We start from the raw sequence: 12,929 nt of genomic DNA on the forward strand, positions 1-12,929 counted from the left end.
TCACCTATTCTACTGTGATCTTGCCGTGTTCCACGTGAAACACAGTGCGTTCCTGCCCAAATAATGTTTCGATACTGTCTTTTTCAATAACAGTGATAAACACTTGAGCATCGGATTTTAAAATGTGTTTTGCTAATAACTGTTGTTTGACCTGATCTAACTCAGAGCTAAAATCATCAATTAAGAAAACACACTGTTTATTATTAAAAGAGTTTAAAAATAACCCCTGTGCTAGCCGTAAGGCATAAACAAAGAGCTTTAACTGCCCTCTAGATAATACATCTGCAACAGGCAACCCATTGATTTTGAAGCGAACATCAGCTTTCTGAGGGCCGGCGCTTGTATAACCAAGTTGTTTATCCCGATAGAAATTATCTGTCAAGTAATCTTGCAGTGATTTGTTTTTTTTATCCCAGCCACAAAAGAATTTGCTAGTGATTGAAAACTCAGGCAAAAAATCGGCAATCGTTATATTTATCAAGGGTATTAACAGATCAAAATAAGCTTGCCGTTGTGCGCTGATTTCATCACTTAAAAGACACAGTTCATTATCCCATACTTGAAGCTCATTGTAAGTTTTACATTGCTTTAAAGCGGCATTACGTTGCTTTAATAGTCGTTTTATACGGGTCCAGTTGTGATAAAAGAGCGGGTCATGATAAAAAACCCCCCAATCAAGAAAAGCGCGCCTATTTTTAGGTGCTCCTGACACTAATGTGTAACTTTCCGGAGTGAGTAACTGTAAGGGTAAATGTTGTGTCAACACGGCTAACTTATTGGCGTGTGAGCCATTTATTTTAAGTAAGGTCTCGCCATTTTGGGATTTTTGTAATCCGATCGGGATATTAATATTGCGCTTGTTAATTTCAGCGTAAAGCGTGAATGCTTTGTGGTCATAGCTAATCACCCGGTTGGTTAAGTGAGAGCGAAATGAGCGTCCCAATCCTAAAAAATAGATCGCCTCAAGGATTGATGTTTTACCGCTCCCGTTAGCACCGACAATCATATTTATTTTGGGGTTAAAGGTCAGATCAGCAGAGCTAATATTACGCAATTGATGAATGACCAATCTTGTCAAAGACATTGTCTGAAAAACCTTAAATTTGGATCTGTATATTTTAAGGGCTTCAACTAGGCTACAAACGCATCGGCATTAAAACATAAAGTGAGTCATCGCTATCAATAGACTCAATTAAAGCACTGTGATCTGAACTGCTAAATGTTATTTTAACTTGATCGCTCTTGAGTGTATTTAATACATCCAAAACGTAACTTACGTTAAAACCAATTTCCAGATTAGCAGATTGGTAATTCACATCAATATACTCTTCTGCTTCTTCGCGTTCTGGATTGTTTGCTGTGATTTGTAATAAGTTTTCTGAAAGTGTTAAACGCACACCGCGAAATTTCTCATTAGATAGAATTGCGGCACGAGAAAATGCCTGCTTAAGCCCCTCTCTGTCTGAAACTAACTCTTTATCACCGTTGCGCGGGATAACTCTGCGGTAATCAGGAAAGCGGCCGTCAACCAGTTTGGTGGTGAAAATAAAGCCATCAATAATAGCGCGCAAGTTGTTCTGCCCTATTTGAATCGTGACATTAGCCTGATCGTTATCAAGCAGTTTTACTAATTCGATAACTCCCTTTCTGGGCACGATAACCGATTGTTCTTCGATTGTTTGTGTTAAAGCAATCGCACATGAGGCAAGACGATGACCATCTGTTGCGACGCTGCGCAGTGTTTGTCCGGAAGCTTCAAAGTACATCCCATTTAAGTAATAACGCACATCTTGGCTGGCCATGGCAAATTGCGTAAATTCGATCAGTTTTTTGAACTCTTTCTGCGCGACATTAAATTCAACCAGACTTTGCCAGGATTCTATATTCGGGAAATCAACGGCAGGTAATGATGAGAGTATGTAACGACTTCTGCCAGAGCGTACTGTTACGCGATCATTCTTCACTTCAAAAGTGATTTCGCAGGGTTCAGATAAACCGCGGCAAATATCCAAAAGTTTGCGTGCCGGGACTGTAATTTGGCCATCTTGGGATGGTTGCGTTAAGTTTATTTGGGTAATTAATTCAACTTCAAGATCCGTGCCGGTAAGGCTTAATAAATTATCTTTAACTTCAATTAAAATATTGCCCATAATGGGTAATGCCGGGCGACCACCTGCAACGGCACTGACAACGAGCTGTAATGGGCGAAGAAATGCTTCCCGAGAAATTGAAAACTGCATAATATAAATAACCTTGTAACAATTACATTGAAAGTGTACGAATTAGGATTTTATAATCTTCTTGAATATCGTTATTTTCACGACGTAATTCAGCCACTTTACGGCAAGCATGTAAAACTGTGGTGTGATCTCGCCCTCCAAATGCCTCTCCAATCTCCGGCAAGCTGTGCTGAGTGAGCTCTTTAGCTAATGCCATCGCTATTTGCCGAGGACGAGCAATCGTTCGTGTGCGACGTTTTGAGGACATATCAGAGGTTTTGATGCGGTAATGTTCCGCGACCACTTTTTGAATATTGTCTATGGTGGTTTGTTTGGTATGAACCGCGAGCATATCGCGCAGCGCATCTTGCACTAACGAGATGGTAATATCCTGTCCTGTAAACTGTGCTTTCGCTGAGATATTAGCAATTGCCCCTTCTAAAACGCGTACATCGGTAATCGTCAGCCGTTTTGCGATAAAAAAGGCAACATCATCAGGCAGCTCTAAGCCCCGTTCTTCCGCTTTGGTAATTAAAATAGCAACACGAGTTTCCAGCTCAGGCGGATCAATTGGTATTGATAATCCCCAACCAAAGCGTGTGCGTAAACGTTCATCAATACCTTCAATCTCTTTTGGAAAGCGATCACTGGTTAAAATGACTTGCTGATGCGCATCCAACATGGAGTTAAATGTTTGAAAAAGCACTTCCTGGGAGCGATCTTTACCCGCAAAGAAGTGGATATCATCAATAAGCAGTGCATCAAGTGACGCATAATATTCTTTAAATTGCTCGATGGTATTATTACGAATTGAATTGATCATATCCTGAACAAAACGTTCAGAACGAATATACACCACTTTACTGCTTGGATTGGCGGCAATAATAGCGTTACCAACTGCATGCAGTAAGTGAGTCTTTCCTAACCCCGGGTGAGCGTATAAGAAAAGTGGGTTATAAACATCACCCGGATTTTCTGCTATCTGTTGAGTGGTTGCAATCGCAAAATTATTTGATTTACCCTCAACAAAATTATCAAAAGTATATTTTTGTATTAAGTTACTTTTATGCGCCACACTATTAGCTTTACTTTCACCTTCCCAAGGCTGATTTACATTTTTTACTGGTGCTGCCTGTTTATTATTTACTGGTTTTTTTTCTGCTGAGCTGGCATTACCGACCAATAATCTAATTTTAATTGATTGATTCGGGCTTTCGTGATTGGAAATTTGTTGGATTTTGCTTTCAATATTATCCATATATTTGTTACGAACCCACTCACTCGTATATTTGTTTGGTGAGTAAAGAGAAAGCGTTGAGTCATTAAAGTCCGCTTGTAAAGGGCGTAACCAAGTGCTGAAGTCTCCCACTGACAGTTCATCTTTTAATTGTGCTAAGCACTCTTGCCAAATTGCGAGGGACATGACTAACTCCAGTTATTAATTTAGGACCAATAATTCTACCGATAAGATCCACATTTCGCTAGAAGATCTGTTAATAAATAAATAAAAAAGATCCTTGTATTTGTTGTTATTAGGTGCAGTGCTGACTTGATTTTAGCCACTTAGGCTAAAGTCATTAAATGACGGCGCTTGGGCTATCGCTATGGCCCTGTTTAATTGTAAACAAATAGAGAAAGATCGCCGATAGATCCTTGCTTATTAATAGCGCTTCTATATAATCCCACTCACCCTGGCTTTTGAGTCTGGATCGCAGTTTAAATTTGCATTATTTCAAGTTCATATTTTTTAATATAATAATTTAATCTGCCGAAAGAAGCATCTCTGATTGACTTTTGGTCGATCAATACATAGAATTCGCTCTCTTTTTAATCGGCTAACTCTTTTTCTTTATTATTTGTGATTTACTCAGTGAGTGATTTACCAATAATGAGCTAAAAACATTAGCTACTGTACAGTACTTAACTATAAGTGGAAAAGAGCATGAAACGTACTTTTCAACCTAGCAACATTAAGCGTAAGCGTTCACACGGTTTCCGAACTCGTATGGCGACTAAAAATGGTCGTAACGTACTAGCTCGTCGTCGTGCCAAAGGCCGCGCAAGCTTAAGCGCATAATCTACCAGACGTGGTGAATTATTCGTTTTCTCGGGAGTTACGTCTGTTAACTCCCGATGATTTTCAACCCGTATTTAAAAATGCTGTTCCAGCAGTTTCACCGCACCTTACACTTCTTGCTCGAAAAAATAACTTAGATCACCCCCGTATAGGAATGGCTATTCCTAAAAAGCATATTAAACGTGCTGTTGGGCGTAATCGTATTCGTCGCATTGTAAGAGAACAATTCCGTCTTCAACAACACCAACTCCCTGCAATTGATATTGTTGTTATTGCTAAAGCGGGTATTGCTGATTTATCAAACCAAGAAATTAATAAAATTTTGGATAAATTATGGCGAAAATTAGTGCAACGCTGCAATGGTTAATAATTAAATTAATTCGGGGTTACCAGATATTCATTAGCCCAATGATTGGTCCTCGTTGTCGTTTTACGCCAACTTGTTCTCAATATGCGATCCAAGCGATAAAATCACATGGAATAGTAAAAGGATCTTGGCTAGCGGGCTCGCGTCTTATAAAATGCCAGCCTTTAAGTGAAGGTGGTTACGATCCTGTGCCTGCTTGTTGCGCTAATAAAAATAAACCTAAATAAAAGAGACTAAAAAACGCTATGGAATCCCAACGCAATTTACTTTTACTCGCACTAATGTTTGTTAGCTATTTGCTTTATCAAGCATGGATTGTTGATCACAATCCTGAACCAGTTGTGCAAGCGCAAACTACAGAAGAGACGCAAAATGTGGCCTCTACGGTATCGTCAAGCAGTAACTTTAGTGCAGATGTGCCTGTTTCATCAGAAACAGCGACTATCAGTGAGGTTCCTGCTGACAAGACTGCTGGTCAATCTGTTATTTTAAAAAATGACCTATTACGTTTGGCTATCTCTTTGACCGGTGGTGATGTTATATCGGCTGATTTATTAGAACACGACAAGGAACTTAATTCAGAAATACCCTTTCGTTTGCTAGATAGCAGTAAAAAATTCACTTATATCGCCCAAAGCGGTTTGATTGGAGATGGTCCGGATTCCAGTAAAAAAGGCCGCCCAGTTTATACGGCAAAGAGCAATGAATCAGTATTAACTAATGGCCAAACCGCAGTTTCTACATCATTAACCTTTACCGATGAAAAAGGTAATCTGTTTATTAAAACCTTTACCCTTAAACGTGGCGAATATGTGGTTAATGTTTCTTACCAGATTGAAAACAACAGTGACAGCCCATTAAATGTGCAGCTATATGCTCAGTTAAAAGAAAGCATTCAAGAATCAAGTTCAAACATGATTATGCCAGTATATCGTGGTGGTGCCTTCTCAAGTTCAGAAACACGCTACAGCAAATATAGTTTTGATGATATGCAAGATACGCCATTGAAAAAAACCACTGTCGGTGGTTGGGTTGCCATGTTGCAACACTACTTTGTTTCTGCGTGGATTCCATCAGCGACAGAGGAAAATGAACTTTACAGTTCTATCTCGGCAAATGGTAAAGAAGCTAATATCGGCTTTAAAGCCCCTGCTAAAGTGATTGATGCAAATAGTGTTGCTGAAATACAAACAAACCTTTGGGTTGGTCCTAAATTACAAAGTGAAATGGCTGAAAATGCAGCCCATCTGGATCTGACTGTTGATTACGGCTGGTTATGGTTTATTGCTCAGCCTATGTTCAAGTTACTACTGTTCTTCCAAGGTATCGTTGGCAACTGGGGACTGGCTATTATCCTTATTACTTTTACGGTCAAAGGTGCACTTTACCCGCTTACTAAAGCTCAGTACACATCAATGGCTAAAATGCGTTTGCTACAGCCTAAGATTAAAGAGTTACGTGACCGTTTCGGTGAAGATCGTCAGAAAGTATCAAAAGCGATGATGGAGTTGTACAAAAAAGAGAAAGTTAACCCACTTGGTGGCTGTTTCCCTATCTTGCTGCAGATGCCTATCTTTATTGCATTGTACTGGTCATTGATGGAGGCGGTTGAACTGCGTCATGCACCCTTTATATTCTGGATTACTGATTTATCGGTAAAAGATCCTCTGTTTATCATGCCAATTCTAATGGGTGTGAGCATGTTCTTTATTCAGAAAATGTCTCCAACCACGGTGCAGGATCCGATGCAGCAGAAAGTGATGAAATTTATGCCAATCATCTTTACCGCTTTCTTTGTTATGTTCCCTGCTGGTTTGGTTTTATATTGGTTAATGAGTAATATCGTTACCTTGATTCAGCAAACGCTAATCTACCGCAGCTTTGAAAAGAAAGGTTTAAGCGATAAGAAATAGCTTTGTCGATAATGCACAGTTAAAATAAAAGGCGACTTATTTAAGTCGCCTTTTTTATAGGTTAAATATTTAATAAATGGGAACAGATCATGATCAAAGCTAGCGATACAATTGTTGCTCAAGCGACTGCACCGGGTCGTGGCGGAGTCGGTATTATTCGTGTTTCAGGGCCAGATGTAGAAGCGGTAGCAAAAGTGATTTTAGGCAAACTGCCGAAAGTTCGTTATGCCGAATATTTACCTTTTAAGGATCAAAATAACGAGGTCCTCGATCAGGGCATTGCACTGCTGTTTAAGGCGCCTAACTCTTTTACCGGTGAAGATGTTCTGGAACTTCAAGGTCACGGTGGTCCGGTGGTAATGGATATGCTTATCAAAGCAATCTTGACCATCAACAATATCCGCAGCGCCAATCCGGGTGAGTTCTCTGAACGCGCATTTATGAATGATAAACTCGATTTAGCACAAGCAGAAGCGATTGCCGATCTTATTGAAGCGACTTCAGAGCAGGCAGCGAAAAGTGCACTGCACTCACTGCAAGGTGAGTTCTCTGATAAAATTTACCAACTGGTTGAAAGCCTGATCCATTTACGTATTTATGTTGAAGCATCCATCGATTTCCCCGAAGAGGAGGTCGACTTCTTAAGTGATGGCAAAATAGCCAATGATTTATATCAGATTATTGATAATTTAGATGCGGTACAAAAACAAGCGAAGCAAGGTGCTATTTTACGTGAAGGGATGAAAGTGGTGATTGCCGGTCGTCCAAATGCGGGTAAATCGAGCTTATTAAATAACCTGGTTGGTATCGATCGCGCCATTGTTACCGATATTGCCGGGACGACGCGCGATGTCATGCGTGAGCATATTCATATTGATGGTATGCCGCTGCATATTATCGATACTGCGGGATTGCGGGAGAGTGCTGACGAAGTTGAAAAAATAGGTATTGAACGCGCTTGGGCTGAAATAAACAGTGCAGATCGAGTGCTCTTTATGCTTGATGCCACCACTACAGACGCGCAAGATCCCCGTGAAATATGGCCTGATTTTATTGATCGGTTACCTGATAACATTGGCTTGACGGTTGTTCGTAATAAAGCGGACTTAACCGGTGAAACCTTGTCTGTAAGTGCAGAAAATTCCCATCCTGTATACCCTATATCAGCTAAAACAGGCTTAGGTGTTGATGCTTTAAAAGAACATCTGAAAGATATTATGGGTTACAAAAGCAATACCGAAGGTGGATTTATGGCGCGTCGTCGTCATTTAGAAGCTATTGATAACGCACAAAGGCATCTTCTTGAAGGTAAAATTCAGCTTGAAGAGTTTAAAGCGGGTGAACTGTTAGCCGAAGAGTTGCGCTTAACGCAGCAGCATCTCAGTGAAATAACCGGAGAATTCAGCTCAGATGATCTGTTGGGGCGGATATTTTCCAGTTTCTGTATTGGAAAATAGAAAATAACGGCCTCCACTTTAAACAATAAAGCCGATTATTTGCGGCTTTTTACTGCCTATTTGGCTAGGAATAAATAACACTCGTTATATTTTTTCTGTCTAAAATTGAACTTTTCCATTTTTTTCTATATTACTTTTTGTTTGTCACAATTATGTCACAGTGAAAAGTTAAGCTTTATCTCGTGAACAGCCACAGAGCTGAAAAACTAAATACTTTAACTCATTAAATATGGAAGAATTATGAAAAAGACATTATTAGCAGCAGCAGTACTAACAAGCTTTGTTTCTGGCGCGCAAGCTGGCGTAACTGTATTTAAAGACGATACTAACCAGGTCGATCTTAAAGGGCGTGTTTACGCTGGTTATGTAAACCAAGAGAATAATGATTCTGATACAAGCAACGGCAGTTCAGATGCTTATTTCCGTTTGGGTTTTAAAACAAAATCACAATTAACGGAAACCCTAAAAGCTATCTCTCAACTGGAAATGCAATGGGCTATCGATGATGGCGGAAAGCAAAATACAACTAAAACACGTTTAGCTTATGCTGGTACGCAAGCGGACTGGGGAACAATCACTTTTGGTCGTCAATATGTAACTGATGAGTTAGTAGCAGACTGGACAGATTCAGCAGTTTCAAACGTTCCAGGTAATGATGCTATCAATGCATTTGGTCGTGAATCAAATGTATTAAAATTTGAAGGAACCTATATTAAAGCATTAACGGTGGGTGCGCATGCGCAGCTAGAAAGTGACCAAGATGGAACGGATAAATCTGGTTTTGGTGCAGGCGTTGTTTATGCCTTTGATTTTGGTTTAGATTTAGGCGCAACTTACGGCATTGAAACAAAAGATGATGTTGATACAGATACTGTTTTACTCGGAGCTCAATATAAGCGTAATGCATTAACAGCGGCTATTGTTGCAGATATGACATCTAAAGATAATAGCGAAGATAGCTTTGCTGTGGAAAGTTCACTGGCATACAAATTTGGTAAATTCTCTGTTGTTGGCCGTTACCTAATGCAGGATATTGATGGCGAAGCTGATTACGCTGTTGAGCAATTTACTTTTGGCGGTGCTTACAAATTTAATAAAAACTTCCGCATTGTCAGCGAGTATGTTGCCGACCAAGTTGAAGGCAACGAAGACGCACTTACTTTTGCGGCGCGTTACGACTTCTAGAGTGCACTTTACTCTCTGATTTAAAAAGAAAACCCCAGCTAATTGCTGGGATTTTCTTGTTTCAAATTCTGCTTGTAAGAGATCGACCATTGCAGCCAGGGGAGATTGTTGTTATTAACCCGTGAGTTTATTGTTTTTACAATGAGGTTTATTTATAAGCTATTGATTTAAAGTGGTTTTGTTTGTTTTTGTGTTCTAGCAGTAGAAAGTTACCGTAGTTTTTTTCCTCTTTATTTTTTAAACGCGTATTATCTCTTTCGCAAGGACGGAAAGTTTTACAGGAAGTAAAACAATCAGTGATTGATGCAGGACAGCAACAGGATGTTGTGAAAGATAAGCTAGGATTGTTTATCTAATCAGGAAGATGTAAGGACACTCTTGGGATAAGAGCTTATAGAGCAGGATTGCTTTATATATCAGGATGATAAAGGAACAAACTACAGGATGTAGTTAAGGAACACCTTCTCGGATTGAAGGTTAATAATAACCGGATTTGTTATTATTAAGTCAGGATGACGAAATATGGACACCTCCTAAGGAAAGGGAGATGATTGATAAGCAGGATGTTTATCTGATATGGATGTAAAAGGGATGTACCCAAAGGAATGGGAAGTGGGCGCCTAGGTGGGCATTAGTCAAAAGGATGTACAGCAGGGAGCATCAACTATCACGGATTTAGATAGAGTGACTAAACTTAGGGCAGCTTCGGCTGCCCTTTCCTTTTTCTGCTTTTAATAACCCAGCAATGGTCAATCTAACTGCTTCAATAAACTCTTTTCTAGTGTTGCATATTCAAACTGAAATCCCGCATCAATTAACTTTTTCGGAAAAACATTGGTGCTGGCAAGCAATAATTCTTCACCCATTTCGGCAAACAATAATTTAATCACAAATGCCGGCAAAGGCAGTAAAGTAGGGCGCTGTAATTGTTTTGCCAGTAAGCGAGTAAATTGTTGATTTGAGACCGAGTTAGGTGAAACCATATTGACGGGACCTTCTACATACTGGTTCTTGATAATAAATAGAATAGCCGTAAGCAGATCATTAATATCAATCCAACTCATTATCTGATTACCCGATCCAATTTTTCCTCCTAAGCCGAATTTAAAAACGGGTAACATTTTTGCCAGCGCGCCACCCTTTTGGCTGATCACTATACCCGTACGCAGATTAACCAGTCGCGTACCCAACGCTTTAATTGACTGGCTACTTTTTTCCCATTGCACGGCTAATCGGCTAACAAAATCATCACCTGCACTATCGTCTTCATCTAACTTCTGTTGACCTCTGTTACCATAAAAACCGATGGCGGAGGCGTTAATAAGCAGCTTTGGGGGCGCTTTTTGAAAGTGCTTCACCAGTAATCGCGTGGATAAAATTCGGCTGTCTATAAGCTGTTGTTTTTTTTGCTCTGTCCAGCGGCCGCTTGCGATACTTTCACCTGCTAAGTTTATGATCACATCTGGATTTTTAAATTCCTTTAAAACTAATGAGTTATCATTAATATTCCAAAATGGCTCTGTATCATGAGGTCTGCGTAGCAAGCGCCCAACCATAAAACCTTGCGCCTGTAAAAACGGCACGAGTGCACTGCCAATTAGACCGGAAGAGCCCGTTATTAGTATTTTTACCTTGTTCATATGAACTCCTAAAAAAAATTACGTTAGCTGTTTACGGATGTTAAAATGATTGTTTACGACTTAATAGATAGGTTAGACCATTCATGCTTTTGATGATCGATAATTACGATTCCTTTACATATAACTTAGTCCAATATTTTGGTGAATTAAAACAAGAGGTTATTGTAAAACGAAATGATCAAATCAGTTTGCAGGAGATTGCTGATTTAAATCCCGACTATCTGGTTATTTCTCCCGGTCCATGTACCCCCAATGAAGCAGGCATTTCTTTGGCGGCAATAGAGCGTTTTGCAGGGCAAATTCCTCTGCTGGGCGTTTGTTTAGGACATCAAAGTATAGGCCAAGTCTTTGGCGCACAAGTGGTGCGTGCAAATAAAGTGATGCATGGTAAAAATTCACTGATCGAACATGACGGTAAGGGGGTTTTCAGAGGTTTAAATAATCCATTAGATATTACCCGCTACCACAGCTTAGTGCTTGAACCTACAAGCTTACCAGAGTGCCTTACTGTTTCGGCAACCGTCATTAACCGTAATGAGATAATGGCTATTCGCCACAAAACAATGGCCGTTGAAGGGGTGCAATTTCATCCCGAAAGCATAATGTCTGAACAAGGTTTGCAATTGCTGCGTAATTTTCTTGTGCAAGGTCTTGGCTTCGAAAAATAAGTGCGTATATTAGTGGCTTCAGATTTCTAATCTGCCTATTTGTATTTAACAGCGTTAAAGGATTACCTTATGTCAAACACACAGATAACTCGTCCGCTTTTTGATCAGGTAATGGTGCCAAACTATGCGCCTTTAAATATGATCCCTGTGCGCGGTGAAGGATCGCGTGTTTGGGATCAGGAAAATAACGAATATATAGATTTAACCGGTGGAATTGCGGTAAATGCGCTCGGGCATGCGCATCCCGAACTGGTTGAAGTATTAACTGAACAAGCAAAAAAACTATGGCATATCAGTAATATCTTCACCAATGAACCCGCGTTAATATTAGCGCAAAAGTTAGTGGACAACACCTTTGCCGAAAAAGTGTTTTTTGCCAACTCGGGGGCTGAAGCCAATGAAGCCGCATTAAAACTTGCGCGTCGTTTTGCTTTTGATAATTATTCAAAAGATAAAAGTGAAATTATTGCATTTTATCAGGGCTTTCATGGTCGCACATTTTTTACCGTGACCGTGGGCGGGCAAGCAAGCTATTCAGATGGTTTTGGACCCAAACCTTCTGATATTACACACCTTGAATATAATAATTTAGATGCATTAGAAAAAGCCATTTCGGATAAAACCTGTGCGGTTATTTTAGAGCCATTACAAGGTGAGGGTGGTGTGCTGCTTATAGATAAAGAATTTGCGCAAGGCGTGCGTGCTTTGTGTGACAAACACAATGCACTGATGATCTTTGATGAAGTGCAAACAGGGATGGGGCGTACAGGTGAGTTATTTGCTTATATGGGCTTAGGTGTAACCCCAGATGTGTTAACATCTGCAAAATCATTAGGTGCAGGCTTTCCTATTGCCGCAATGCTAACGTTGACAAAGTTTGCCAGCAGTCTTACAGCTGGTACGCATGGCACTACGTTCGGAGGAAACCCTCTAGGTTGTGCGGTCGCCAATAAAGCATTTGATCTGATCAATGCCCCTGCGATGTTACAGGGAGTAAAAGAGAAGGAAGCCTTATTCCGAGCGCTATTAACTGAAATTAACAACGAATTTTCAGTTTTCAGTGAGATACGTGGAGCAGGGCTGTTATTAGGTGCTGCGTTAAATGAGCAGTATCAAGGCCGCGCCAAAGAATTTTTATTGGCAAGTGCAGAACAAGGTTTATTAGTGTTAATTGCGGGGGCAAATGTTATTCGTTTTGCTCCGGCATTAAACATTCATAACAAACAGATACAACAAGCAATGGTAAAATTTAGAGAGGCCGTTAAAGCGGTAACGCTAAAGTCAGAATAATGTTATAAAAAACAAATAATGGTTAGTTTATGGCTTCTATAAATAGAGGCGTAAAGTTAGCACAGAATTTTAATATATAGCCAAGCCCTCTGCATATCATAAGGCTTGCTATA

At 40.0% G+C, this 12,929-nt stretch carries 12 protein-coding genes; 8 read left to right on the plus strand and 4 right to left on the minus strand.

Annotation, left to right across the window (positions count from 1 at the left end; all coding sequences use genetic code 11):
* Positions 1 to 4 precede the first annotated feature (4 nt).
* From recF to dnaA, 3 genes are read right to left on the minus strand one after another with little or no spacing between them, the layout of a single operon-like run.
* Positions 5 to 1,084 carry a DNA replication/repair protein RecF gene (recF, locus tag ACJAT7_RS02625; RefSeq protein WP_415225241.1) on the minus strand — a complete coding sequence of 360 codons (1,080 nt, stop codon included), beginning with the start codon at positions 1,082 to 1,084 and terminating at the stop codon, positions 5 to 7.
* 52 nt (positions 1,085 to 1,136) lie between these two features.
* Positions 1,137 to 2,240 carry a DNA polymerase III subunit beta gene (gene dnaN / locus ACJAT7_RS02630; protein ID WP_415225242.1) on the minus strand — a complete coding sequence of 368 codons (1,104 nt, stop codon included), beginning with the start codon at positions 2,238 to 2,240 and terminating at the stop codon, positions 1,137 to 1,139.
* A 22-nt stretch (positions 2,241 to 2,262) separates the two neighbouring features.
* Positions 2,263 to 3,642, minus strand: a complete 1,380-nt coding sequence (gene dnaA, locus ACJAT7_RS02635) for a chromosomal replication initiator protein DnaA (RefSeq protein ID WP_415225243.1) — start codon at positions 3,640 to 3,642, stop codon at positions 2,263 to 2,265.
* 519 nt (positions 3,643 to 4,161) lie between these two features.
* Here dnaA and rpmH point away from each other — a divergent pair.
* The 6 genes from rpmH (at position 4,162) to ACJAT7_RS02665 (ending at position 9,218) form a co-directional block, all read left to right on the plus strand.
* Positions 4,162 to 4,296 carry a 50S ribosomal protein L34 gene (gene rpmH / locus ACJAT7_RS02640; protein WP_015466401.1) on the plus strand — a complete coding sequence of 45 codons (135 nt, stop codon included), beginning with the start codon at positions 4,162 to 4,164 and terminating at the stop codon, positions 4,294 to 4,296.
* 10 nt (positions 4,297 to 4,306) lie between these two features.
* Entirely contained in the window at positions 4,307 to 4,663 is a 357-nt protein-coding gene (rnpA, locus tag ACJAT7_RS02645; protein ID WP_415225244.1) for a ribonuclease P protein component, read from the plus strand.
* The gene (gene yidD, locus ACJAT7_RS02650; protein WP_415225245.1) at positions 4,630 to 4,890 is read left to right on the plus strand and encodes a membrane protein insertion efficiency factor YidD; all 261 of its coding nucleotides are present in this window, start codon (positions 4,630 to 4,632) and stop codon (positions 4,888 to 4,890) included. Before rnpA ends, yidD begins: the two co-directional genes overlap by 34 nt.
* A gap of 18 nt (positions 4,891 to 4,908) precedes the next feature.
* On the plus strand, positions 4,909 to 6,576 hold the full coding sequence (gene yidC / locus ACJAT7_RS02655) for a membrane protein insertase YidC (protein WP_415225246.1): 1,668 nt from the start codon (positions 4,909 to 4,911) through the stop codon (positions 6,574 to 6,576).
* An 89-nt stretch (positions 6,577 to 6,665) separates the two neighbouring features.
* Complete coding sequence (gene mnmE / locus ACJAT7_RS02660; RefSeq protein WP_415225247.1) at positions 6,666 to 8,033, plus strand: tRNA uridine-5-carboxymethylaminomethyl(34) synthesis GTPase MnmE; 1,368 nt, start codon at positions 6,666 to 6,668, stop codon at positions 8,031 to 8,033.
* A gap of 240 nt (positions 8,034 to 8,273) precedes the next feature.
* Complete coding sequence (locus ACJAT7_RS02665; protein WP_415225248.1) at positions 8,274 to 9,218, plus strand: porin; 945 nt, start codon at positions 8,274 to 8,276, stop codon at positions 9,216 to 9,218.
* 749 nt (positions 9,219 to 9,967) lie between these two features.
* Here the strand turns inward: ACJAT7_RS02665 and ACJAT7_RS02670 are convergent.
* Entirely contained in the window at positions 9,968 to 10,858 is an 891-nt protein-coding gene (locus ACJAT7_RS02670; protein WP_415225249.1) for a TIGR01777 family oxidoreductase, read from the minus strand.
* 83 nt (positions 10,859 to 10,941) lie between these two features.
* Here ACJAT7_RS02670 and ACJAT7_RS02675 point away from each other — a divergent pair, with 83 nt between their 5' ends.
* Both ACJAT7_RS02675 and ACJAT7_RS02680 read left to right on the plus strand, forming a co-directional pair.
* The gene (locus ACJAT7_RS02675) at positions 10,942 to 11,526 is read left to right on the plus strand and encodes an anthranilate synthase component II (protein WP_415225250.1); all 585 of its coding nucleotides are present in this window, start codon (positions 10,942 to 10,944) and stop codon (positions 11,524 to 11,526) included.
* Between the two features lie 69 nt (positions 11,527 to 11,595).
* On the plus strand, positions 11,596 to 12,816 hold the full coding sequence (locus ACJAT7_RS02680; RefSeq protein ID WP_415225251.1) for an aspartate aminotransferase family protein: 1,221 nt from the start codon (positions 11,596 to 11,598) through the stop codon (positions 12,814 to 12,816).
* Positions 12,817 to 12,929: the final 113 nt, after the last annotated feature.

Source organism: Psychromonas sp., assembly GCF_047632995.1.
Lineage (GTDB): Bacteria > Pseudomonadota > Gammaproteobacteria > Enterobacterales > Psychromonadaceae > Psychromonas.